Raw genomic sequence first — 24722 nt, forward strand, 5'->3', positions numbered from 1 at the left:
TAAGGTTGACAAGATTCGCTTCGAGGTTGCCGGTGGTGCAGGTGGCGGTTCTTCGTCTATTGCTGGTGGTTCCGGTGCTCTCGTTGTGGGTGAAATCCCCGTCAAGGAAGGCCAGGTCATCGAGCTGGTCGCAGCTGCCGGTGGTGTAGCTTACCTGGAACGCGTGGATGGTGCGGAGAACGCCCCCGATACTAAGCCGGAGAAGCGTTACAAGATTTGGGGTACCCGTCCGGCAACCGGTGGTCAGGGCTACGGTAACGGTGGTGACGTGAATGTTTACACCGTCCCCTCGGACGCACAGTCTCGCGTTGATGCTAAGTGGCCTGGTGGCTCCGATATGAAGCGTTACGTCCACGGTGGTTCCGGTGGTGGCTCCTCCGCTCTGGTCATCGATGGCAAGGTTGTTGCCCTCGCGGGTGGCGGTGGCGGTGCGGGTATTCGTACTCAGCCGGCTACCAACAACATGCCTGAAACCCGAGAGAAGAAGGATGCTGCAGGTAACGTTATCGGTACTGAGCCTAACCCCTACTTCAACTCCAAGGCTAAGGACACCAGCACCACCCGCCTGGAGGACACCTCGAACATTTCCGTTCTGCCTGCAGGTGCAAGCGCATCCGCTGCTGTCGGTGATACTGCAGAGACCTCCGTCTCCTGGTACACCCACCTGAAGGACGCATCCGGTAAGCGTACCCCCACCTCTGCAATGGAGGTTGCTGGTGGTAAGGGTGGCGGCAATGGCACCGGTGGTACCGGTGGTGAGAAGCCTCGCCTGTACGCTCTGGCTAACGTCTTCGGTGTGATGGGCTTCGTGTCCACTAATAACCAGGAGATTTTCAGCTCCTCCACCGCCGGTGACACCGGTGGTAATGGTTTTGATGGTAAGGGTGCAGATGGCGTCTCCGCATACTCCTACCAGCTGGATAACCACCCCGATCTGCCGAAGGAGTCTGTCCCCGTTACTAACCAGAAGGCTATCGATGAAGGCGTAGTTAAGGGTGACGAAAAGGGCGGCCTTGAGGTTGATGCTGCAAAGAAGAGCTTCAATGGCTACCAGGGCGTTGTCTCCGCAGGTGGTGGCGCAGGCTACGGTGGCGGTGGCTCCGGTGCTGTTCGTGCACTCTCTTCGATTCTGACCGGCGAGAAGTGGAATGGTAACACCGCTGCTAAGGGCGGTGTCCGCCAGAATGTTGGTGCACTGCTCCAGGCTGGTGCAGGTGGCGCAGGTGGCTCCTACGTTGCTCCCTCTGTTGCTGGAGGCTCTATCTCCTCCGCTAACAACGCTGCGAAGGAATCCGGCGTTCGTAACCCCGGTTACGTGAAGGTCACCCTCTGCGAGCGCTCCTAATAGTGTGCTTATCCGAGTCCCCCTCTTGGGTTACTCGGTGGGGTAGATACTAGCCCCTCCGGTTCTCCCGCTCCTGAAATTTTCCTCAGGAACGGGAGAATCGGCCCCTAAGTTTTAGTCCTTCCAGTGGTGCATTCGCGCATATCTGGCTTGAGGGCTGTGTGCTTCTCTGGCGAGTGGTCTCTTGGTGTATTTTGGCCACTCACGGAGAACGCCATTGAGTGATGTCTCGTTGAGTCTCAACGGTGAAACCAATGGCTTTGAGGAAAAGGTTGGTAGTAATGCGCCAACCTGAAGGCCCGCAGACACTTCGGTGTCTGCGGGCCTTCGCTATACCCAAAACACGTTCATCACGGCCTCTGGCTGTCAGAAACAGATAACCCCGGAAGGTTTACATCTACGAAGAGGCGGGGAGCCCGGGATAGTACATCCCAGGCTCCCCGCCTCTGTATATTCAACGCCTCTGTATCTTTAGTACCCGCCTGAAATGGCGAGTTACCTACAGTGATAGTGGAGGTTAGAGAACCTCAACCACCTCAACGCCCTCATCTTCAAGCTCGGCAACCACGTCGTCGAGCTTGTCCTCGTGCACGGGTGCGGTCAGGTCAAGCAGCACGCGAGTCTCGTAGCCTGCATCGACCGCATCGCGAGCGGTTGCCGACACGCAATAATCGGTGGCGATACCGACAACATCGACGAACTCGATACCGCGCTCATCCAGCCACTCCGACAGGGGAGTCTGCGGACCGTCCTCGGACGCATCCGCACCAGGCTCGTGCTCGCCGGTTGCGACTTCATCCTCGGGGGCGAGAAGACCCTCAAAACCCGAGTAGGCGGCCTCGAAGCGGCCCTTGCGGAAGTACGCCTCAATGTAGTCGGTGTCCAGGTTCTCGTGAATCTGCGCGCCTTCGCTCTTGGCGACGCAGTGCACCGGCCAGGAGTCCACGAAGTCCGGGGTGTCAGAGAAGTGCGAACCCGGGTCAATATGCCAGTCCTGGGTGGCAACAATCGCGTCGTAGCGGTGGTGGTTGTTCTCCACATATTCGCTAATCAGCGCGGCAACGTCCGCACCGCGCTCGGTGGCGAGGGCGCCGCCGGCGCAGAAATCGTTCTGCACGTCAACAATAATCAGTGCCTTAGACATGTCTGTCCTTTACAAGTAGGAATGAGTTTTCACTCTGATTCGCCAGGTGAAGATTCGCCAGGTGAAAACAGTATCTCAGAAGGGTGGTTTAGATGAATTCGGTCGGAATGATCGGCTCGCCCTCCGAGAGGCGGTGGGCAGCTTCGGGAAGCTCAGCCAGGGAGGCTGCGTGGCGGGCGGTTGCGCGGCGCACGCCTTCCTCACCGGTGAAGCCGGGGAGCAGCTCGCCGTTGCGGACGAAGTCCACCATGAGCGGGCGGGTGTCTTCGAGCAGGTTCGGGTCCTCGTGGGTGCCCAGAACCTCGGCGGTCGCAATGCCCATGCCATTGAGGCGGCGGGCCGCACGCTTGGCGCCACCGATGGACGCCTTGCCAGCTGACGCCTTAGCGACCGGCTGCATTTCACCGGCAGAATTCTCACGCTCAACAACCTTGTACACCATGGAGGAGGTCGGCGCGCCGGAACCGGTGACCAGCTTGGTACCCACGCCGTAGGAGTCCACGGGGGCTGCCGCGAGGGATGCGATAGCGTACTCGTCCAGGTCGCTGGTGACGGTGATCTTGGTGTGGGTGTTGCCGAGCGAGTCGAGCAGTTCACGCACGCGTGCCGCGGTGGCGACCAGGTCGCCGGAGTCCAGGCGCACGCCGCCGAGCTCTTCGCCAGCCAGTTCCACGCCGAGGCGGACCGCCTCGTCCACATCATAGGTGTCGACGAGCAGGGTGGTGCGGGCGCCGAGGGAACGCAGCTGCGCCTCGAATGCTTCACGTTCGCTGTCGTGCAGCAGGGTGAAGGCGTGGGCGCTGGTGCCGATGGTGTGCAGGCCGTAGCGCAGACCGGCCTCCAGGTTGGAGGTGCCCGCGAAGCCGGCGATAACGGCGGCGCGTGCGGCGGAGACGGCGGCGCGTTCGTGGGCGCGGCGCGAACCCATTTCGAGGCAGGGGCGGTTGCCAGCGGCTGCGCTCATGCGGGAGGCGGCGCTCGCCACGGCGGAGTCAAAGTTCAGGATGGACAGCAGGTAGGTTTCGAGGACGCATGCTTCGGCGAAGGTGCCTTCGACCTGCATGACGGGGGAGTGGGGGAAGAACGCTTCGCCTTCTGCGTAGCCGCGGATGTTGCCACTGAAGGTGAAGGATTCGAGGTAGGAGAGGGTTTCTTTGTTGACGATGTTGCGGGAGGAGAGGAAGGAGAGTTCTTCGTCGTTGAAGCGGAAGTTAGCGAGGCCTTCGAGGAATCGGCCGGTGCCTGCGAGGACGCCGTAGCGGCGGCCTGCGGGCAGGCGGCGGGTGAAGACTTCGAAGGTGCACTTACGGTTGGCTGCGCCGGAGGCGAGTGCCGCCTGGAGCATGGTCAGTTCGTAGTGGTCGGTGAGAAGGGAAGTAGTAGCCATGTGTTTATTGTAGTGGGGGATTAGGGTATTTTTCCTCTTGAGTCGGCGTGTCAATCACTACATAAAGTATTCTTGACTCTAAGTGCTGTAGTATGACAAATTACCAGCACTCTGTGCGGGAGCAACGCAGGACGAACACCGGGGTAGTGCAGGACGAACACCGCAGTAGCGCAGGACGAACACAGGGGCAACACATACCCGCCCGTATAATCAAAGGGAACCGGCCGCAAAGGAAACCAATGAACACTACCGCCGTGACCCTCTCCACCGGAACCCTCGAGGACACCGACCTCGACACCACCCTGGAGAACATCCTCGCCGCAGACATCCCCTGGAACGTCATCGTCTGGAACGACCCCGTCAACCTCATGACCTACGTGTCCTACGTTTTCCGTAGCCACTTTGGCTACTCCCGTGCCCGCGCCGAAGAACTCATGCTGCAGGTGCACAACAACGGCAAGGCAATCGTCTTCACCGGCTCCCGCGAAGACGCCGAAAAACACACCCAGGCAATGCACGCCTGGGGTCTGCTGGCAACCTTCGAGAAAGTAGAAAACTAATGGCACGGCCCTTCCGCCGCACCCCCGGAGGCTACACCGCCTCCTTCGAACCCGCCGAACGTGACCTGATTCGCGAACTCGCCGAAGACGTTCGCGCGCTACTGCGCCCGGCAGATACCACCGCCGACGGCGGCACCGTCGACCCGTTGGAGGCGCTGGTCGGCATCACCGAAAACCCCACCATTCCCGCCGACAGTGCCGTAGCACGCCTGCTACCCGCCGCAAGCAGCGACGACGAGGCCGCCACCGAATACCGCCGCTACACCGAACGCGACCTGCGCGAAACCAAACGCGCGAACCTCGCCATGCTCGCCTTCGACATTGAATCCAGCGACCTGCGCCTGAACGAAGAACACGCCCGCGCCTGGGCTGCCGCGCTCGGCGATATTCGCCTGGTGCTCGCCGACCGCCTCTACATTGTGGACGAAGACACCGCAGAAGATATTGCGGCGTTCACCGACCCTTCCGAGATCGAGACCCAAGAAGAGTACATGGCTGTGGTGTACAACTTTGTCTCCTGGGTTCAGGACTCGCTCATGCTCGCCATGCTCGACGGGCTGGACGACGAAGAAGAGGAAAAGTCCGGCGGAGTATTTGGCGGGGCAAACGAGCAAGAATAGAACGAATTTTTCAAATTCCCCCTCAAACTATCGTCATATACAACCACATAATGGTGGTTCTCGACTCATCTAACCGCTCAACGGACTAAAAGGGTAACCTTAGCGAGTTAGCATAGAACGTGGTACCCGACCGATAACGAAGTGTAGGTGACACATGAGTGACAGCATCGACGCAACAAATCCCTACCGTGCCCGCACCCCCTGGGGTAGCCCCGCGCCCGCAGGCCCCACCGCCGCGGCACCCATCGGCGTCTTCGACTCCGGCGTTGGCGGACTCACCGTGGCACGCGCCATCATGGACCAGCTGCCTCACGAACGCATCATCTACGTCGGCGACACCGCCCACGGCCCCTACGGCCCCCTCAAAATCGCAGAAGTACGCGCCAATGCCCTGCGCATCATGGACGAACTCGTCGACTCCGGCGTGAAAATGCTCGTCATCGCCTGCAACACCGCCTCCGCAGCGGTGCTCCGCGACGCCCGCGAACGCTACACCCGCCAGTACGGCATCCCCGTCATCGAGGTGATTCAGCCCGCCGCCCGCCGTGCGCTCGCCGCAACCCGTAACCGCAAGATCGGCGTGATTGCGACGGAGGCGACCGTCACCTCCCGCGCCTACGAGGACACTTTTGCGATTACCCCGAACCTTGAGGTGCACTCGGTGGCGTGCCCGCGCTTCGTGGAGTTCGTGGAGAAGGGCATTACCTCCGGTCCCGAGCTGCTGGAGACCGCCCGCGAGTACCTGCAGCCGCTCAAGGACGCTGGCGTGGACACCCTCGTGCTCGGCTGTACCCACTATCCGCTGCTGGCCGGCGTGATTTCCTACATTATGGGTGAGGACGTTACCCTGGTTTCCTCCGCGGATGAGACCGCGAAGGACGTGTACCGCGAACTGCTCAACCACGCCATTGAAAGCCCGGTCCCCGAGGAAAACCCGCACCACGAATTCCTCGCCACCGGCGAAACTGAGACGTTCTCGCAGCTGGCACGCCGCTTCCTCGGCCCCGAGGTCACCAACGTGCGCCACACCAGCTCCGTGGCGGAACGCTACCCGACCGGCTCGCTGGCGGCACTCACCCCCGAAATGCTTGCGGCACACCGCAGCATCACCCTCGACGAATCGGCAGATCCTGCAGAGGCAGCACACACTGTCGCGGGCACCGAATTTTCCGGCACCACCCCTAAGGACGACACCTCATGCGTCTAACCGTTATCGGTTGCACGGGCTCCTTTCCCGGCCCCGTCTCACCGGCTAGTTGCTACATGCTCACCGCCACGGACTTCGCGGGTCGAACCTGGCGCATCATCATGGACATGGGCAACGGCTCCCTCGGCATGCTCCAGCGCCATATCGATCTGAGCGATATCGACGCGATTCTGATTTCGCACCTGCACCCGGACCACTGCATCGACCTGTCCGGTCTGCACGTGGCGGTCAAGTGGGATCCGCGCGGCTGGCCCAAGGGCCGCATTCCGCTGTACGGTCCCGCCGCGATTAACGAGTACCTTTCGGCGACTCACGGCCTGGACCCGGATCCGGGCATGAGCACCGAGTTTGAGTACCACACCTGGACTGAGGGTGAGCCCGTGCAGATTGGTCCCTTCCGCGTGGAGCCGTTCCGTGTGGTTCACCCCTCGAAGGATCCGTACGCGCTGCGCATCATCTGCAATGACCGCGAGGGTCACACCGTGTTCTCGTACTCGGGCGATACCGACCTGTGCGAGGGCCTGGTCAAGGCTGCGCGCGGTGCTGACCTGTTCCTCTGCGAGGCAGCCTACCAGGAGGGTCGAGACGAAGCCCTGCGCGGTATTCATCTGACCGGCAAGCGCGCCGGCGAGGCTGCCACGGAGGCGGGTGTGCGTAACCTGTTGCTGACCCACCTGCCCGTGTGGAACGACCCGGACATCGCTCGCGCGGAGGCGCGCAGTGCTTTCTCTGGCCCGGTCGGCATTGCCGAAATGGCGGCAAGTTACCGCATCTACCCGCGCCCGACGGAGGCTCACCCGGTCACGTCCACCCTGAACGTGGTGGAGGTGCTTGATCCGCCGCTGAACACCGCGATTGCGCTGCCCAAGCCTGAGCTAGATTAGGCGAAGCCCGAGCTGGACTAGGCTAAACCCGACCTGGGCTAAAACAAACTGGACTAGTGCAAACTGCGCTCAGCCCCGCCCACTTTTTGACATAGATTCAACAGACAGACACAGACCCCGCAGACAGATTCAAGGAGAACCCATGACTGCAACCCGCGAAGACGGCCGCGCCCTCAACGAACTGCGCCCCATCACCATTACCCGCGGCTGGTCCCGCAACGCTGAGGGTTCCGCCCTCATCGAGTTCGGCAACACCCGCGTGCTGTGCACCGCATCCTTCACCGAGGGCGTGCCGCGCTGGCTCAAGGGCGAAGGTAAGGGCTGGGTGACCGCCGAGTACGCGATGCTGCCGCGCGCCACCAACACCCGTTCTTCTCGCGAGTCGCTGAAGGGCCGCGTGGGCGGCCGCACCCACGAGATTTCTCGCCTGATTGGTCGCTCCCTGCGTGCGGTCATCAACATGGACGAACTGGGTGAGAACACCATCGTGCTCGACTGTGACGTTCTGCAGGCTGACGGCGGCACCCGCACCGCTTCTATTACCGGCGCGTACGTGGCGCTGGCAGACGCTATTTCTTGGGCGAAGGAGCAGAAGATTCTGCCCGCTAAGGCGAACCCGCTGATCGATTCGGTGTCCGCAATTTCGGTGGGCATTATTGACGGCACCCCCATGCTGGACCTGCCCTACACCGAAGACGTTCGCGCCGAGACCGACATGAACGTGGTCGTCACCGGCAGCGGCAAGTTCGTTGAGGTTCAGGGCACCGCCGAGGGCGCGCCTTTCGACCGCGACGAGCTCAACAGCCTGCTCGACCTGGCGCTGGAAGGCACCGCAGAGCTGGCTCAGATTCAGCGTGAAGCACTGGCACACTAACCCGTCCCAGTAACTAGTTCCGTCGACAAGGAGAAACTATGGCAGACGCAAAGATTGTTCTGGCAAGCCACAATAAGGGCAAGCTCAAGGAACTGCGCGAAATTCTGCGCGGACGCATTGACGGCCTGGACGTTGATACCCAGGTGGTTGACGCCTCCAGCGTGAACGCCCCCGATGTTCCCGAGACCGGCGTGACCTTCGCTGAGAACTCCCTGCTGAAGGCGCGCGCTGTTGCCGAGGCAACCGGCCTGGTCGCTATTGCTGATGATTCCGGCCTGTCGGTGGATGTGCTCAACGGCGCCCCCGGTATTTTCTCGGCGCGCTGGGCGGGTCGCCACGGTGACGATTCCGCGAACCTGAACCTGCTGCTGGCTCAGCTGAGCGATATTTCTGCCGAGCACCGCGGCGCGAAATTCTGCTGCGCGGCCTCGGTTGCCTCCCCGAACGGTTTTGATGCGGTCGAGTACGGCGAGCTGCCCGGTGAGCTGCTGACCGCACCGGCGGGGGAGGGCGGCTTCGGTTACGACCCGATTCTGCGCCCCGTGGAGCTGAACGGTGAGAACGCCCTGTACGAGGGTCAGTACGCTGGCAAGTCTTGCGCTGAGATTCCCGCCGAGATTAAGAACTCGATTAGCCACCGTGCGCGTGCTTTTGAGGCACTGATTCCTCAGATTGCTGCTGCGCTGGCGTCCTAGAACCGTCGCTGAGGCGCCAGAGCATACTCGCTGTGCCGGTCTGATGGGTGAAAACGCGGGGTTGGGTGCGATTTTTTCGTGCATCCCCCTAAAATCCCCCACAGGGATACCAATTAAAGGCACAATAGGTAAAGAAGTTTTACCTCAAGGTTAGTGACACCAAAGAAACTCGTCTGCTGAAGGTATCTTCGGCAGGCGAGTTTTGCTATTGAAGAGCCTTTCAGCGAGGCATCTGCTCGACGCTTGCTGTCACCGACCGCGGTAGAAAAACCTGCAGCGAAAGAGACACACCGATGCTCATCCTTCTTCTGCTGATGGCACTCGCCCTTGCCGCCGGATGCTGGGCGTACTCCTACGTGTGGCGCGGCCTGAACCGCCGCGTCATTGCCGCCGTGAAGGTGGTCGATCCGATGATTACGCTCGGCCCGTACGTCATGGCTGCGTGGGTGGCGTTCATGGCTCTAATCGCCACGAATATCTGGGCGACCGGAACCCTGCACACTGTGCTGACGATTATCTTCTGCGTGGTTGCCGCAGGGTGCCTCGGCTGGGCTGGATTCTGGCTACTCATGCACTGCCTGGGCGGGCAGACCCCGGGCAAACGCCCGATGTGGTGGCGCGAGGCGGTTGCCGCGAAGTTCGCCTGGCGTAACCTCTCGCGCATGCCCGCCTACCTGGGTGCTCGCACCAGCATCCTGCCGGTGGAGAACCCGCATCTGACCAAGCCGTATTCGGGGTCGTGGACTCGCCCGCTCGGTGCGACCATGCCCGGGTACAGCTCCAACGGTGAGTTTATTGAGGGCTTTGACGAGTTCGGTCGCAAGATGCCGCATATCTACCCTGTAGGCCCTGAACCGACCATTTTTGAGATGGCGCGCTGGGGTAAGTCGGTCAGCTCCGATCAGCTGCTGACGACCTTCCTGCCGACTGCTCCGTTTGAGCGTCTGCGTCTGCCCGGCACCATGACGGGCCCCTTTACCTTTGCGGGGGAGGTGCCGCACGGTGCGGTGACGAAGTGGCCTCGCCGCAGCGGCGCCAACCGCGCCTTCGGCTCCTACGCTCGTCTGGGCGAAATCACCGAACGCAAGGTGGAGCTGCTGATCGACCACCGCATCATTGCGGCGCTGCAGACCACCCGCGAAAGCTACGAACGCCGACACAGCTGGATGCTCGCCTTCACCGATATCGCAGACGGCGACTTCACGATGGACGCCGACGAGAATGGCAACCTGCGCATCACCTTCGGCATGATCACCGAGGGTTACGAGACTCCGTGGGTCTTCACCAGCACTCTGAAAGACAGCCCGCGCCTGCGCCGCAAGGTACGCCACGCCATGAGGGAACGCCGTGTGCTCAAGCAGAGCAGCGGCGAGCTGATGGACTGGTACTTCGTGCCAAAGCTCAGCGAATTCCCGCACGGCCCGGTCACGAATGAGCTTCCCGAAGAGTTTTACTTCAAGTCCAATATCATGGTCACGAACCGTCACGAGAGCTCCTCGCGCGCCTCGGGTGAAGCTCACTAGGGCAGTGCCACTGCTATGAGGCGCCCAGGGCGGACACCTCAGAAGCGACCCCTAAAAATTCAGACATCCACAGATACTCACACGCCGGCTGCTACTCCATAGGGGAGTGGCAGCCGGTGCTTTTCTGCTGTTTCATTCTCTCGGCAGCGTCTAATAACGGTACAGAGAGCCTCATGACGGCGCAGGCAGAAGCGGGCAACAAGCCACGATAGAATAGAAACTTAGAGCACTATGAGCGCAAGCCCGGGGCATTTTTTCTCCCTTCCGCAAGCTTGCCGTGCTGAATACACAGTCATCACTTGCACACAGTCATCACTTGCCGAAAGGATTCCCGTGGCGTCTTCGAACTACACCGCCCGTCACCTCTCCGTGCTGGAAGGTCTGGAAGCTGTACGCAAACGCCCGGGCATGTACATTGGCTCCACCGACTCTCGCGGCCTGATGCACTGCCTCTGGGAGATTATCGACAACTCGGTGGATGAGGCGCTCGCCGGTTTCGGCCAGTCCATCCAGGTCATTCTGTACCGTGACGGTTCGGTTGAGGTGCGCGATGATGGCCGCGGTATCCCCACCGACATTGAGCCGCGCACCGGCCTGTCCGGTGTCGAGGTCGTATTCACCAAGCTACACGCCGGCGGTAAGTTTGGCGGCGGCTCCTATAACGCGTCCGGTGGTTTGCACGGTGTGGGCGCTTCCGTGGTGAACGCGCTGTCTTCCCGTCTGGACGTGCAGGTGGACCGTGGCTCGAAGACCTACCAGATGTCCTTCCGCCACGGCATTCCCGGATTCTTCGAGTCCGGCCGCACCCCCAAGCCCGAAGATCCGTTCACTCCCGCAACCGAGGGCACTGACGCCCTGCAGATTGTGGGTCGCGCTAAGCGTGGCGTGACCGGCACCCGTGTGCGCTATTGGGCTGACCCGCAGATTTTCACCCCCGACGCTAAGTTCAGCTACGAGGACTTGGCTGCTCGTGGGCGCCAGACCGCGTTCCTCATTCCGGGTCTGCGTATTTGCATCCGTGATGAGCGCCGACTGCCCGGCACCCCCGGCGAGCTGGAACCCCACGAGGAAGTTTTCCAGTACGACGGCGGCATTAGCGAGTTCGTCGAGTTTCTGGCGCACGATGAGCGTATTACCGACACCTGGCGTTTTAGCGGCAGCGGATCTTTCACCGAGACCGTGCCGGTGCTGGGTGAGGACGGCCGCTCGCAGCTGACCGACGTGGAGCGCGATTGCGAAGTGGACGTTGCGCTGCGCTGGGGCATTGGTTACGAGACGACGGTCCGCAGCTTCGTGAACATTATTGCCACCCCCAAGGGCGGTACTCACACGACCGGTTTTGAGCAGGGCCTGCTGCGCGTGATGCGCAAGCACCTTGCCGATAATGCCCGCAAGTACAAGGTGGGTAACGACAAGATTGAGAAGGACGACGTGCTCGCCGGCTTGACCGCCGTGCTGACCGTGCGTCTTGCCGAGCCGCAGTTTGAGGGTCAGACCAAGGAGATTCTGGGTACCCCGGCGGTTCGCCAGATCGTGTCGAAGGTCGTGGGCGATGCGCTGAAGGCTCGCCTGGAGTCGACCGCCCGTGCGGAGAAGGCTCAGGCGACCGCTCTGTGTGAGAAGGTCGTCTCTGAGATGAAGACCCGCGTCTCGGCGCGCATCCATAAGGAAACTCAGCGCCGTAAGACCGCTCTGGAGTCTTCGTCCATGCCCACTAAGCTGGTGGACTGCCGTTCGACCAATGTTGAGCATTCTGAGCTGTTCATTGTGGAGGGTGACTCGGCGCTGGGTACTGCGCGTCTGGCGCGTTCTTCTTCGTATCAGGCTCTGCTGCCGATTCGCGGTAAGATCCTGAACACTCAGCGTGCTTCGGTGACTGATGTGCTCGCGAATGCTGAGTGCGCGGCGCTGATTCAGGTGATCGGTGCGGGTTCGGGTCGTACCTTTGACCTGGACTCTGCTCGCTACGGCAAGGTCATTATGATGACCGATGCGGACGTGGACGGCGCCCACATCCGTACCCTGCTGCTGACCCTGTTCTACCGTTACATGCGTCCGCTGATTGAGGCGGGTCGCGTGTACGCTGCGGTTCCGCCTCTGCATCGTGTGGAGGTGGTGCGCCGCGGCAAGCCGAACGAGATGGTGTACACCTACTCGGAGAAGCAGCTGCACGAGCTTCTGGATTCTCTGCGGGAGCAGGGGGTGTCCTATAAGGAACCCATTCAGCGTTATAAGGGTCTGGGTGAGATGGACGCTGACCAGCTGGCTGAGACGACGATGGATCCGCGTCATCGCATGTTGCGCCGTATTCGCATTGAGGATGCGGAGGCTGCCGAGCGTGCGTTCTCCTTGTTGATGGGTTCTGAGGTGGCTCCGCGTAAGGAATTCATTATTGCGGGTGCTCATCAGCTGGATGCCGAGAGCATTGATATGTAGAGCATCGATATGTAGCGTGCGGTACCTTGCGGGGCATTGCGGTGCCTTGCGGGGCAGTGGTGGCTGGCGTGTCACAATCCATGAATTTTGTGTGAGAATAGTCACGCAATTCTCGGAGATTCCGCGTAAATTCCGCATGAAACAGGCAAATTTAAGCTTTGAGCACTACTTGAAGCACCTGTCATATTCTGGGAATCTGTCACCAAAATTTTGCAGAAATAATATAAAAATGCAAAGTTTCACCATGGTTCCGAAACTACCCCGCAACCCTGCAATGCACCACAGCGTTTCGCCCCTCAATCCACTCGCACGCCGAGGGATAACGTTCAACGTACCTTTAGCGAAACGTCAAACAATAAACGTCCATACTATGCACAGCCTACTCACAGCTTCTTAGGAAAACCCTGTACCTTAGAAGCATGAGAGACAGTGTGTCAGTAACTCTCGTATGCCCTCCATCGGCGGGGGACTACCCGAAATCTGGCACAAACACACATTAAGTACACACATAGTAAGGACCTATCAATGGATCCCCTTGATTTTGGTAGGTGGCAGTTCGGTATTACCACCGTCTACCACTTCTTCATGGTTCCGCTGACTCTGGGTCTGGGCCTTGTGGTGACCTACCTGTACATTTGCTACGTTCGTACCAAGAAGGACGAATACAAGCGAATGACGAAGTTCTGGGGCAAGCTGTACCTCATTAACTTCGCTATGGGTGTGGCCACCGGTCTGGTTCAGGAATTCCAGTTCGGCATGGCGTGGAGTGAATACTCCCGCTTCGTCGGCGACGTCTTCGGCGCTCCGCTGGCAATGGAAGGCCTCTTCGCCTTCTTCGTTGAGTCGACCTTCCTTGGTCTGTGGATCTTCGGTTGGGACCGCCTCAAGCCTGCTGTACACGCATTCTGCCTGTTCATGGCTGTTCTCGGCTCCTGGATTTCTGCATTCTTCATTCTGGTTGCAAACTCCTGGATGCAGCACCCCGTCGGTGCAGAAATGATTGACGGTCGTCCCCGCATGACCGACATTGGCGCAGTGCTGATGAACCCCCTCGCATGGGTGACCTTCTCTCACGTCATCACCGCATCCATTCAGGTCGCCGGTGGCTTCCTGGTCGGTATTGCCTGGTACAAGCTGTGGCGTCGCCGCAAGGACGGCATCGACAAGGTCGTTGACGGCAAGGTCGTCGTTGGTGAGTCCGACAAGGGCGCACGAGACAAGAAGGACTTCCAGGTTTGGCTCAAGTCCCTGCGCCTGGGCGCAGTCGTTGGTCTCCTCGCGTTCGCAGGTGTTGGTGCATCCGGTCACCTGCAGGCACAGATGATGATTCACAAGCAGCCCCTCAAGATGGCTGCCGCCGAGGCCGCCTGCCACGACGGCACCTCCTTCTCCGTTCTGACCGTCGGCGAGCTCGGCGCTCAGAGCTGTGACAAGATCACCCCCATCATCGAGGTTCCCGGCGTGCTGTCCTTCCTGGCTCACGACAACTTCGACACCCCGGTGAAGGGTATTCAGACCCTGCTGCCCGAGTACGAAGCTAAGTTCGGCACCAACCTGCCCAACAACCCGCTCTACGGCGAGCGTGCAGGTCAGAAGATTGACTACCTGCCCTCCCTCGAGGTCTCCTACTGGGGCTTCCGCGGCATGATTGGTCTGGGTGCAGTCGTACTGCCCCTCTACCTCTACGCACTGTGGGTAACCCGTAAGAAGGGCGTTGGCACCGTTCCCGAGTCCAAGCTGCTCAAGAACGTTGCTGTCTGGTCCATCATGGCTCCCTTCTTCGCAATCGCACTGGGCTGGATCTTCACCGAAATGGGCCGCCAGCCCTTCGTTGTGGCTCCGAACCTTCAGGGTGATCCCTCGATCCACCTGTTCACCGCAGCAGCTATCTCCCCGGGTGTTTCCGGTGAAGAAATCCTCTTCTCCCTGCTCACCCTGGGCCTGCTCTACGGCGTGCTGATGGTGGTTGAGGTTTACCTGCTCATCAAGTACGTCAAGGCCGGTGTTGTGGCAGCAATGCCCGAGCTGGTTCAGTCGCCCCACGAGGACGAGTCCAACGACAAGTCCAAGCGCGATGTGCTGGAGTTCGCCTACTAGGCGGGTAAGGATTGATTCACCATGAACTTTGATTTCAATATCTTTGCCGGTCAGCCTGGCCTGCCCACCCTCTGGTTTGTCGCCATTGGCGTCTTCCTCATCATGTACATGATTCTCGACGGTTTCGATCTGGGTGTCGGTATGCTGATGGGTTCCAAGTTCACCAAGAACGAAAAGGAACGTCGTCTGCTGCTGAACATCATCGGCCCCGTCTGGGACGGTAACGAGGTGTGGCTTGTGACCGGTGGTGCAGCTCTGTTCGCTGCATTCCCCATCTGGTACGCAGCCCTCTTCTCGGCTCTGTACATCCCCCTGACCCTCGCGCTGGTCTTCCTGATTCTGCGCGTGGTCGCCATTGAATACCGCGGCAAGAAGAACGACGAGAAGTGGATCCGTAACTGGAACATCGCTCTGTCTGTTTCTTCCTTCTTTATCCCACCGCTCGTTGGTGCTCTGCTGGGTCTGACCTCCATGGGTCTGCCCATCAACGAGAACGGCGACCGCGTCGGCGGCGCCTTCGCATGGGTCTCCCTGCCGGTTCTGCTCGGCGGTCTGGGCTTCGTTGGCTTCTCCCTGGTTCAGGGTCTTGCCTTCATCGCTCTGAAGACCGACGGTGACATCCGCCACCGTGCTCGTAACATCCTGGTACACTGGGCTCCCGTCCTGCTGCTGCCGATTGTTGCATGGGTTCTGGCACTGGACTTCACCACCGGTAACGGCATCTCCTGGCTGTGCACCATCCTGGCTGTGGTTGCTGTTCTGATTGCTTGGATCTCCGCAAAGGGTGGCCGTGAGGGTCGCGCTTTCGCTGGTCTGTCCGTGTTCCTCGCATTCGGCGCTCTGGCAATCTTCACCGCAATGTACCCGAACGTTCTGCCCTCCACTCTGGACCCGGCATACTCGCTCACCATTGCGAACGCCTCCAGCTCCGAGTACACCCTGGGCGTTATGACCTTCGTGACCTGCCTTGGTCTGCCGGTCGTCTTCGTCTACCAGGCTTGGACCTACTGGGTCTTCCGTAAGCGTCTGCACGTGGATCACATCCCCGAGGCTCACGACGCTACCGAACTGGCTGAACTGCCGACCAAGTAGCATGTAGCTGATTGAAGGATCCCCCGAATTTCTCTTCTGAGAAGTTCGGGGGATTTTTCTATGCCCCCAGAGGACTATTCCTACAGAGGATATTCCCGCAGAGGCTGCAGCTCTCGGCAGATGAGTGGGCGCGCAAAAATTTTTGGTGCACACCCCCCCCCGAAATTCGAGCGCGGCAAGGAGCAAAAAGTGTAATGTGGTGAGCAACTCACTCTTATGAAAGGTGTTCAACGATGAAGTCCCTCAACCGTAGCTCCACTGCATCCGCTCCTCGCACCGGAACTACCCCTCGCACCGGCACGCGCCGCCGCCTGCTCGCCACGGGTGCCCTGCTGGCCATCGGCGTGCTCCCGCTGAGCGCATGCTCGCTCTTCAACCCGCCGCTGGAACGCGACGAAAGCGTCCACGCCGTCTTCGACGCGGAGCAGGACATTGTGAAGATGCCCCTGGACGATTACCTCTACTACGAGCGCACCAACTACGAGTACATGGCATTGCAGATTGCCATGAAGCAGTGCTTCGCCGAACACGGGCAGAACTACACCATCCAGGCTCCCTATTCTGAAAGCGCACCCCGCGGTGATTTGGGACGAAAGTACGGTCCCTGGAACGTCGAGTACGCCCAGAAGTACGGTTTTCAGAAGCGAGACCCCAACAACGCAGCCGCCCCCATCTCCTATAACTCGGGGGAGAGCATGAGCCCCGAGGACAAGCTTCGCACCGAATGCTACCCCAAGGCCCGCGAGACCCTGGAGGCCGCGGTGCCCGAAGGCAAGAGGCCCGAGAATGAAGGGCAGTCCACATCCAGTCGTATCTCTACTGAGGCGGGTAACGCCGTTTACGGTAGCAAACTGCACCGCGAGCTCGAAGAGAAGTGGAAGCAGTGCGTCTCAGACCGCGGCCTCACCCCTCGCTCGGCAGGCTCCGTCGCCGAGGAAACCCCGCTGGCTGAGCAGCTGAGCAAGAACAACGGATTCAACGAGCCCGCCTCCGAAGAAGAGATTCGCATCGCCACCATCCAGGCCGAATGTAACCAGCAGGTCGGCATGAGCAAGCAGCTCTACGACCTGGAAGCTCAGTACCAGATGCCGCTCATCCGCAAGTACCAGTCACAGCTTGAGCAGGACCGCAAGGCAGAACGTGAGCGTGACGAGAAGTTCAAGCAGTACGTTATGGAGCACCAGTAAACCGGGACGCTGAAAGACAGCACCACAAAAGACAGCGCAAAAACAGCTCAGAAAGACACCGCCATGACCACTCACTCACAGAACCAAAACAGCGGTCACCGCTTTAGCGAGCGCATCGCCCGACCCCGCGTGCTCCTGCTGCTGGCAATCCTCGCCATCGGCTCGCTCATGCTGTCCTTCTACCTTGGCACCCGCTACGCCGCAACAGGCCCCGACCCGACCGTGCAAGCGAAAACCGTGATCCCGGTCTGGGCGAAGGTCGAAGAACGCACCGTCAGCGAGGGACTCGCCATTGCAGGAACCACCAAGGCGGGAGAGACCGCCCCGATTAGCGCGCGCACCAACGGTGAGCCGGTGCTCGTCTACCAGAACCAGAAGCCCGGTAACGTGCTCAAGGCCGGTGACTTCATCGGCATTATTGGCGCCGACCCCGTCTTCGTGCTGGAAGGGCCGCTGCCGCTGTACCGCGACCTCAACCTGGGCGATAACGGCGACGACGTGCTCGCCTTCCAGAAGGCACTGAACTCCGCCGGGTACGCCACCGCTCAGAGCGGCACCGTTACCGAAGACACCCTCGACGCCGTCACGCGCCTGCACCGCGCGCACCTGACCGGCGTGCCCAGCGAAGGGGTCACCAGCATTGCCCGCAACAACTACGCGATTCTGCCCGGCGGAAGCCACACCGTCACCGCCGTTGCCGCGGTCGGTCAGCTCATCAGCGACGGCAACCCCATCGCGAGTGTAGAAACTAGCGAACCCTACGTGGAATCCAGCGTTGAGCTCTCTGTTGCCAATAAGGTCAAGGCCGGCGACCGCGTTAGCCTGCGCACTTCCACCGGCAGTGTGGAGGGCACCATCACCAGCATTGGTGAGCTGCAGAACGACCCCTCCAAGGGTGCGGCGAAGAGCGTGCGATTTAGTGCCGACGACCCGAGCAAGCTCACTCCGGGTCAGAGCGCCTCCATCACCAGTAAGGGCAACACCTCAACCACCCTCGCCGTGCCGACTACCGCGGTGCGCCAGGACTCCCAGGGCACCTACGTGCTCGTTGAAAAGGGCGGAAGTTCCACCTCGACCAGCAAGGATGCGCCCGCTACCGAACGAGTCAACGTTGAGGTCCTGCGCACCGCCGGCGGATACGCCGCCATTAACGCTAACCTCAGCGCGGGACAGAAGGTGCTTGTCTCATGAGCCGCCGTAAGATAACCCCCGACACAAGCCCAGGACGTGCGCCTACAGTTGCGCCCAACGTAGCGTCCGCAGCTACACCTGCCGCCGGACTCGGTACCGCGCCTGCTATCGAAATGCACGGCATTACCCGTGTCTTCGAGGGGAGCGAACGAGCAGTCCTCGACCACCTCAACCTGGTGGTCGAACGCGGCGAATTCCTCGCCATTATTGGTCCGTCGGGCTCCGGTAAATCAACCCTGCTCAACGCCATTGGTCTGCTCGACACGCCCACCAGCGGAACCTACAGCCTCTTCGGCAAAAACACGGAAGGACTCAGCGACAGAGAACGCGACGAAATGCGCCGAGATCACCTCGGCTTCATCTTCCAGTCCTCAAACATGCTGCTGGATGAAACCAGCACAACCAATGCCTCCATGGGCCTGCGCGTGCAGGGCGTACCCTACGGCGAGCGCCTGCAACGCACCGAAGAAACCCTAGAATTTCTGGGGTTGAGCGACCGCGCCAGCATCCGCACCCGCTACCTCTCCGGCGGCGAGAAGCAGCGCTGCGCCATTGCTCGTGCCCTCGCCACGCGCCCGCCGCTGATTCTTGCCGACGAGCCCACCGGCAACCTGGACAGCCACAATAGCGCCAAGGTCATTGAGATTTTGCAGCGCATTAACGCGACCGGCTGTACCGTGCTGGTTATTACCCACGACCCGGAGGTTGCCGCCGCCGCCCGCCGTGTGATTCGCATTGAGGATGGACGGCTACACGAGCAGAGCCGCGCCGACTTGGCTACGGTGCCGGTTGCCGAGGCTGTGCCGGTTGCAACGGACACCCCGGCAGAAGCCACGGTTGGTGCCCCGGTAGATGCTACCACCAGCCTCGCACCGGGGGAGAAGCCCGCTACGCATCGCCGCGGAAGCTTCCTCACCGACGACAGCATCGAGGCAATCTCGGCGCTCACCTCACGACCGCTACGCACCCTGCTGCTGGGTCTGTCCTTCGCACTGGGCGTGGGCGGACTCATCAGCGCCTCCGGCATGAGCGAATCCGCCAGCTACCAGGTGAACCAGCGCCTGCTCGGATCCGAACAATCCACGCTCTACATCAGCGACAGGGACAATGACCAGAACATGCTCGGAACCTACCGGCAGGGCGAATCCGCGCAGAATGTTGCCGACCGCATTAGCGCGCTGGACTACGTGAAGAACACCGGATTCGTCAGCAGCGTGGCACCCGCCGACGTGCGAATCACCCGGTTCAGCCCCTACGAGGACGAACCCAAAACGGCGATTGGCCTCAGCTCCACCTCGAAGACCCGGCTCGAGCAAATCGGTGCCCGCATGAACCCCGAAACCCTGCGTGCGCTCGAACAGATGAACTCGACCCTCACCCAGCAGAACGTTGCTGACCGTGAACGCTCCGAGCAGCTCTCCGGCGCTATTGTGTCGGTCTCCGCTGCCCGCGCCCTCGGCATTATTCCCGAAGATAAGGCTGCAGATAACGCCACAACCGAGCCCAGGCCCGGCGAGCTACCCGCCGTCGACTACGGCATTAAGCTCGGTGGGTTGCCGCAGGTGGCACCCGGTGTGAGCATCTGGGTGGAAGGTCAGCTGATGCCGGTCATCGGCCTCTTCGACCCCGGCAATAGCGGCTACGAATTTAGGAACACGGTCATTGTCTCGCCGGGCACACTTCAGCGCACCGGACGCGGCCAGGTCACATACATTGCCGAAACCGAACGGGGCTACGGCAAAGCGGTCGCCAAGGCAATTCCGCTGACCCTCAAGCCCGCTGAACCCAGCCAGATCAACGTGGAAACCCCCTCCGACCTGCAGAGCCTACGCGCGTCTATCGCCTCGGATCTGGGCCTGTACGTGGGTGTGCTCTCCGGTATTCTGCTGGTGCTCGCCTCCCTCTCGGCGGCAACCGCAATGTATCTGTCCGTGCAATCGCGCACCGCAGAGATTGCGCTGCGCCGCGCCATCGGATCGAGTAAATGGCTGATTGCCCGCATCTTCCTCATGGAGGGCGTCATGCTCGGCGTGCTCGGCGGCTCCATCGGCGCCTGCTCCGGCATGATTGCGACGATTATTCTTTCGCTCGTGCAGGGCTGGCAGGCGGTTCTCTCACCCGGATTCGTGGTGCTCGGCGTGGGCGTTGGCGCCCTTACCGGTCTGGTGTCTTCGGCGTACCCGGCGTGGGTAGCGTCCCGCAAGAGCCCAGCCGATGCGATGCGCGGCTAGAGTGAGCGCCGGGTGAGGACCAACTAATTACCTGAAACCTGACTGGTCAAATAGGTATTAGATAGCCCAACCCTTAAACTGATGGGAGGTAAAAACAGCAGAAGACTAAGGACAACACGTGAGTCGAACGCACACACCGCGTCACGCTGACAAACATCAGAACACTGAGGCACCAGAGGTGACCGAAGGAAAGCGCAATGACCGCACTGACCGCCGCCCACCTCTGGGCCCTGACGCCCGTAAAACCCTCAGCACGTTCGGTGTCATCACCGCCGTGCACACCATCGCGACGGTGCTTTTCAGTGCCGCCTTGGCTGTGATTATTGCCCGCGCAGCACACGCCGGTTTCGCCGCTGTTGCCGCCGAGCACGCGCGCCTCAAAGAGACGAGCGCCCCGGACGTGTACCGCGCCTACATTGAGTTCTCGGGCTCCGCGCAGGCGCAGCTGGAGGCGCACGGCGGCTGGCTGCTCGGCCTCGGTGGTATCTTCGGTGACGCAGACACCATTACCCCCGGCCTGATTGCGGTCGCCGTGGCTGCCCTGCTCGTCCGCTCGGGTACCGACTACCTGCTGGCTGTGAGCGCGCAGCGTGCCGCCTCCGGAGCGAAGTCTCAGATTCGTTCCGCCCTGCTCAAGCGCGTGCTCGCCACCGGTGGCGCAGACACCCCCGAAGGTACCGGCGCGACCGCTGTGTTGCTGTCCCGCGGCCTGAACGCCCTGGATGACTACTACACGAAGACCCTGACCGCGTTCGTGTCCACCGCGATTGTGCCGTTCATCCTCTGGGTTGTTGTGGCGGCCCTAGACTGGATGAGCGCCATGGTGCTTGCCTGCACCCTGCCGCTTATTCCGGTGTTCATGATTCTGATTGGTAAGAACACCCGCGACGAAACCGCAGAAGCTCAGGCTGAACTGCACCGCCTCTCCGACCATATTCTGGAGCTGGTGCGCGGCCTGCCCGTCATTATCGGTCTGGGCCGTGAACGTGCACAGACCCGCTCCATGAACGCCCTCGGCCAGCGTTACCGTGAACGCACCATGCAGACTTTGCGTAGCGCCTTCATGTCTTCGCTCGCCCTGGAGCTCATCACCACCATTTCGGTGGCGCTGATTGCTGTGCTGATTGGTGTGCGCCTGGTCAACGGTACCCTGGGCCTGGACACCGCAATTCTTGTACTACTGCTGGCTCCCGAATGCTACCAGCCGCTGCGTGATGTGGGTGCCGCCTACCACCAGTCGGAGGACGGCGTTGCCGCCCTGCGTAGCGCCCAGAAGATTATTGATGCGCCCCTGCCCGCCGCCGCTGCGGACTCGAATGCGCAGGATTCGTCTGCACAGGATCCGGCAGCGCAGAAGGGCCAGCCTTCCACCATCGCCGTTAAGGACCTGTCGGTGAGCTACCCGGCGCGTCCTGCCGTGCTGACTAACCTGTCCCTGAACCTGGACCGTCGCGTTGGCAACACCCAGACTGAAACCGCCCAGGACGCACGCGGTGCAGTTATCGGCGTGATGGGTGAGTCCGGCTGCGGTAAGTCCACCCTGCTGAACGTGTTCTCCGGTGCCGTGCGCGAGGGTCTGGTGCCCACCGGCTCGGAGGAGCCCGTGCACCTGACCGGTAGCGTGACCGGTCTGGGAACCACCCTGGTTATTCCGCAGTCGCCGGTCTTCACCGCACCGACCGTGCAGACCGAAATGGCGCTCTACGCACTCAGCGCTACCGAGGCGGAGCGTGAGCGTGCAGCCGCTCTGCTCGGTGAAGCGATGGACTCCAAGAAGCTGTCCATCACCGATGCCGAGTCTGCGCTGCTGGTTGGCCCGCTGGTTCAGCTGGGCATGGAGAAGCTGACCGCCCTTGAACCCGGTGCCCTCAGTGCTGGTCAGGCGCGCCGCCTCGCCGTGGCACGTACCCTGGCTCGTGCCGAGGCTATCTACCGTGCCGGCGGTGAGCAGACCGTGCTGACCGTCCTGGTGGATGAGCCGACCGCGCACCTGGACGCCTACTCGGCATACCTGGTGACCCGCGCCCTGCACCGCCTGGCGGAACTTGGCGCAACCGTTCTGATCGTGACCCACGAGCAGGAGCTCGCCGCTGGCTGCGATATCCTCGTTCGTGCCGTGCAGACCGCCCAGGGCTACACATGGACCGCCGAGGCGAATACCGCCCGCGTTGCGGTTCCCGCGCAAGCCCCCGCGCACCTGCTCAAGGACAGGGAAGAGTACGAGGCTGAAAGCACCGCCCCGGCGGGCGCCTCCGTAGCTGCCGAGACCGAGGAAGCCGAGCCTGCCGGCCTGTTCGCAAGCCTGCGCACCCTGAAGGAACTGACCGGTATTGGTGTTCGCGCCGCAACCGGCCCGGTGATCATGGCTGCGATTACTTCCCTGATGGCTGCGGCACTGACCGCGCTGTCCGGCTGGCTGATTGTTCGCGCTGCCGAGGGCCCGGCAATGATGTACCTGATGGTCGCCATTGTGGGCGTGCGTTTCTTCGGCCTGGGTCGTGCCTGCGCCCGCTACGCTGAGCGTCTAATGACCCATTCGAAGGTTCTTGCCGCCGCAAATATTCTGCGTCTGCGCGCCTGGGTTGGCGCATGGCAGAGCGTGAGCAGCGTGCGTGCCCTGCTGCGTGGTGACGCGCTGCTCGAACGCCTCGTGGGCGGTATTGATGAGCTGCGTGACGGCGTGCCGCGCGTTATTATTCCGCCGGCTGCGCACCTGCTGGTCATGACCGCGGCGCTGATTACGACCGCGTGCATTCTGCCGCAGGCTCTAATCCCGGTCCTGCTTGCCGTGCTGGTTAGCACTTTTGTGGCTCCGTGGATTGTGCTTCGCGCCGATGCCCGTGCGGAGGCGCTGGCTCGCCGCTCCACCGCGCAGATGCTACGCCTGGGTACCGGCATGCTCTCGGCGGCTGAGGACCTGCGCGCTAACGGCGTGGCAACCACCGCTGAGAAGGCTAACGGCGCCCTGGATGCCGAGAACCTGTCCGCCCTGCAGAAGGGCTCAACCGCTCAGGGTGTGGGCCGTACCCTCGTGACCCTGAGCTGGTTCGGTGCGGCTCTGGCGAGCGCAGTCATTGCGTACCCGCTGGCTGTTGACGGCACCGTGCGTGCCCCCGAAGCGGCGATTGTGGTGTTGCTGTGCACCGGCATGCTGGAAAGCTCCCTGGGCCATGTTGAGGCGGTCCGCTCCTGGCCCGCGTTCAGCCGCCTGCTCGCTACGATTGCCCCGAGCGTGCGTGACGTATCCCTGGAGGGTGTTGTTGCGACCTCGACCCTGAAGCGTTCCGTGCCGACCGAGGCTGAGGTGGACACCCACGTTCTGCCGCGTCGTGTTGAGCGTCTGCGTGCCCGCGCGGAGGCCGAGATGGAGGAGCTGCTGGAAGCTGACCGTCAGCGTGCTCACCGCTTTGACCGCCCCGAATCTGCGGCTGGTTCTAAGAGCGATACCCCGCGCCCGCCGAAGCCCGGCGAACCCACCCTGGTCAGCTGCGGCACCCCGCAGGAGCTTGGTGTGAAGGTCACCGAACCCGCCCTGAGCCTGCAGGACGCTGCCGCCCGCTGGCCCGGCATGGATCACCCGGTCTTCACCGACCTGAACATGAACGCCCGCGCCGGCTCCTGGACTGCGGTGACCGGCCCCTCCGGTTCCGGTAAGTCTACGGTGCTTGCAACCGTTCTGGGATTCTTGCCGCTGGAGTCCGGCCGTGTGCTGGCTTCCGGTGAGATCCTGGAGGGTGAGCAGCTGCGCGGCTACGCGGCGTGGTGCCCGCAGGCGGCTCACATTTTCGAGTCGACCCTTGAGGGTAACTTGATGCTGGCTCGTGACCGTTCGGATCGCCCGAGCGAGGAAGAGCTGATTGAGGTTCTGCGCCGTGTGGGTCTGGGCGAGTGGTTTGACGCTCTGCCTCAGGGCCTGCGCACCCCGGTGGGTGCTGGCGGTTCCTTCCTGTCGGGTGGTCAGCGTCAGCGTCTGGCGGTGGCTCGTGCCCTGCTGGTGAATTCGCCGGTGCTGCTGCTGGATGAGCCGACCGCGCACCTGGACGCTGAGTCTGCCCGCGCGCTGATGGCTGACTTGGATGCGGCGACCCGCTCCAGCTCCGTGGCTACGGTTCTGGTGTCGCACCGTCCTGAGGATATTGCCCGCTGCGATGAAGTGGTTCGCCTCTAAACGCAGCTGAGCGTAGCCGCCACGGGCGAGATTGAACGCAAGAAACTGCGAGGAATGCCCCGGTACTTCGTGAAAGTACCG

Annotated in this window: 17 protein-coding genes; 15 read left to right on the top strand and 2 right to left on the bottom strand. The window is 61.5% G+C overall.

Annotated features, from left to right (window positions below):
* Nucleotides 1-1345: transcriptional initiation protein Tat (locus HMPREF2765_RS05775; RefSeq protein WP_070604647.1), on the top strand; the 1345-nt coding region annotated here is incomplete at its 5' end.
* Between the two features lie 517 nt (nt 1346-1862).
* Here HMPREF2765_RS05775 and HMPREF2765_RS05780 read toward each other — a convergent pair.
* Complete coding sequence (locus tag HMPREF2765_RS05780; RefSeq protein WP_070604649.1) at nt 1863-2489, bottom strand: isochorismatase family protein; 627 nt, start codon at nt 2487-2489, stop codon at nt 1863-1865.
* Between the two features lie 88 nt (nt 2490-2577).
* Entirely contained in the window at nt 2578-3876 is a 1299-nt protein-coding gene (locus HMPREF2765_RS05785; RefSeq protein WP_070604651.1) for a nicotinate phosphoribosyltransferase, read from the bottom strand.
* A gap of 239 nt (nt 3877-4115) precedes the next feature.
* Between HMPREF2765_RS05785 and clpS the strand changes: the two genes are divergently transcribed.
* The 14 genes from clpS to HMPREF2765_RS05855 all read left to right on the top strand — a co-directional run bounded on the left by clpS (nt 4116) and on the right by HMPREF2765_RS05855 (nt 24641).
* Nucleotides 4116-4436 carry an ATP-dependent Clp protease adapter ClpS gene (clpS, locus tag HMPREF2765_RS05790; protein ID WP_070604653.1) on the top strand — a complete coding sequence of 107 codons (321 nt, stop codon included), beginning with the start codon at nt 4116-4118 and terminating at the stop codon, nt 4434-4436.
* Nucleotides 4436-5056: a DUF2017 domain-containing protein gene (locus HMPREF2765_RS05795; RefSeq protein ID WP_070593486.1), complete on the top strand. Its 621-nt coding sequence runs from the start codon at nt 4436-4438 to the stop codon at nt 5054-5056. Before clpS ends, HMPREF2765_RS05795 begins: the two co-directional genes overlap by 1 nt.
* A gap of 154 nt (nt 5057-5210) precedes the next feature.
* Entirely contained in the window at nt 5211-6263 is a 1053-nt protein-coding gene (gene murI / locus HMPREF2765_RS05800; protein ID WP_070604655.1) for a glutamate racemase, read from the top strand.
* The gene (locus tag HMPREF2765_RS05805) at nt 6254-7147 is read left to right on the top strand and encodes an MBL fold metallo-hydrolase (protein WP_070604656.1); all 894 of its coding nucleotides are present in this window, start codon (nt 6254-6256) and stop codon (nt 7145-7147) included. Before murI ends, HMPREF2765_RS05805 begins: the two co-directional genes overlap by 10 nt.
* Nucleotides 7148-7289: 142 nt before the next feature.
* Nucleotides 7290-8021, top strand: a complete 732-nt coding sequence (gene rph / locus HMPREF2765_RS05810; protein ID WP_005506419.1) for a ribonuclease PH — start codon at nt 7290-7292, stop codon at nt 8019-8021.
* A gap of 38 nt (nt 8022-8059) precedes the next feature.
* Entirely contained in the window at nt 8060-8716 is a 657-nt protein-coding gene (locus HMPREF2765_RS05815) for a non-canonical purine NTP pyrophosphatase (protein WP_070506615.1), read from the top strand.
* A 293-nt stretch (nt 8717-9009) separates the two neighbouring features.
* Nucleotides 9010-10239: an RDD family protein gene (locus HMPREF2765_RS05820; protein ID WP_070604658.1), complete on the top strand. Its 1230-nt coding sequence runs from the start codon at nt 9010-9012 to the stop codon at nt 10237-10239.
* Between the two features lie 333 nt (nt 10240-10572).
* Complete coding sequence (locus HMPREF2765_RS05825) at nt 10573-12675, top strand: DNA gyrase/topoisomerase IV subunit B (protein ID WP_070604659.1); 2103 nt, start codon at nt 10573-10575, stop codon at nt 12673-12675.
* 525 nt (nt 12676-13200) lie between these two features.
* On the top strand, nt 13201-14772 hold the full coding sequence (locus tag HMPREF2765_RS05830) for a cytochrome ubiquinol oxidase subunit I (RefSeq protein ID WP_070604662.1): 1572 nt from the start codon (nt 13201-13203) through the stop codon (nt 14770-14772).
* Between the two features lie 21 nt (nt 14773-14793).
* Entirely contained in the window at nt 14794-15864 is a 1071-nt protein-coding gene (gene cydB, locus HMPREF2765_RS05835) for a cytochrome d ubiquinol oxidase subunit II (protein WP_070604664.1), read from the top strand.
* 233 nt (nt 15865-16097) lie between these two features.
* A complete protein-coding gene (locus HMPREF2765_RS05840; RefSeq protein ID WP_083303622.1) occupies nt 16098-17051 on the top strand; it encodes a multidrug transporter in 954 nt (317 codons plus the stop codon).
* 63 nt (nt 17052-17114) lie between these two features.
* Entirely contained in the window at nt 17115-18242 is a 1128-nt protein-coding gene (locus HMPREF2765_RS05845; protein WP_049340613.1) for an efflux RND transporter periplasmic adaptor subunit, read from the top strand.
* The gene (locus HMPREF2765_RS05850) at nt 18239-20473 is read left to right on the top strand and encodes an ABC transporter ATP-binding protein/permease (RefSeq protein WP_049340611.1); all 2235 of its coding nucleotides are present in this window, start codon (nt 18239-18241) and stop codon (nt 20471-20473) included. The genes HMPREF2765_RS05845 and HMPREF2765_RS05850 overlap by 4 nt, the downstream gene beginning before the upstream one ends.
* 178 nt (nt 20474-20651) lie before the next feature.
* Nucleotides 20652-24641 carry a thiol reductant ABC exporter subunit CydD/CydC gene (locus HMPREF2765_RS05855; protein WP_246824927.1) on the top strand — a complete coding sequence of 1330 codons (3990 nt, stop codon included), beginning with the start codon at nt 20652-20654 and terminating at the stop codon, nt 24639-24641.
* The last annotated feature ends 81 nt before the right edge of the window (nt 24642-24722 follow it).

It is taken from the genome of Rothia sp. HMSC062H08, from assembly GCF_001810775.1.
In the GTDB taxonomy this organism is placed as follows: domain Bacteria; phylum Actinomycetota; class Actinomycetes; order Actinomycetales; family Micrococcaceae; genus Rothia.

Coding starts and splice junctions, on each gene's coding strand:
- HMPREF2765_RS05780 (WP_070604649.1), bottom strand. CDS start 2,489: ATGTCTAAGGCACTGATTATTGTTGACGTGCAGAACGATTTCTGCGCC.
- HMPREF2765_RS05785 (WP_070604651.1), bottom strand. CDS start 3,876: ATGGCTACTACTTCCCTTCTCACCGACCACTACGAACTGACCATGCTC.
- clpS (WP_070604653.1), top strand. CDS start 4,116: ATGAACACTACCGCCGTGACCCTCTCCACCGGAACCCTCGAGGACACC.
- HMPREF2765_RS05795 (WP_070593486.1), top strand. CDS start 4,436: ATGGCACGGCCCTTCCGCCGCACCCCCGGAGGCTACACCGCCTCCTTC.
- murI (WP_070604655.1), top strand. CDS start 5,211: ATGAGTGACAGCATCGACGCAACAAATCCCTACCGTGCCCGCACCCCC.
- HMPREF2765_RS05805 (WP_070604656.1), top strand. CDS start 6,254: ATGCGTCTAACCGTTATCGGTTGCACGGGCTCCTTTCCCGGCCCCGTC.
- rph (WP_005506419.1), top strand. CDS start 7,290: ATGACTGCAACCCGCGAAGACGGCCGCGCCCTCAACGAACTGCGCCCC.
- HMPREF2765_RS05815 (WP_070506615.1), top strand. CDS start 8,060: ATGGCAGACGCAAAGATTGTTCTGGCAAGCCACAATAAGGGCAAGCTC.
- HMPREF2765_RS05820 (WP_070604658.1), top strand. CDS start 9,010: ATGCTCATCCTTCTTCTGCTGATGGCACTCGCCCTTGCCGCCGGATGC.
- HMPREF2765_RS05830 (WP_070604662.1), top strand. CDS start 13,201: ATGGATCCCCTTGATTTTGGTAGGTGGCAGTTCGGTATTACCACCGTC.
- cydB (WP_070604664.1), top strand. CDS start 14,794: ATGAACTTTGATTTCAATATCTTTGCCGGTCAGCCTGGCCTGCCCACC.
- HMPREF2765_RS05840 (WP_083303622.1), top strand. CDS start 16,098: ATGAAGTCCCTCAACCGTAGCTCCACTGCATCCGCTCCTCGCACCGGA.
- HMPREF2765_RS05845 (WP_049340613.1), top strand. CDS start 17,115: ATGACCACTCACTCACAGAACCAAAACAGCGGTCACCGCTTTAGCGAG.
- HMPREF2765_RS05850 (WP_049340611.1), top strand. CDS start 18,239: ATGAGCCGCCGTAAGATAACCCCCGACACAAGCCCAGGACGTGCGCCT.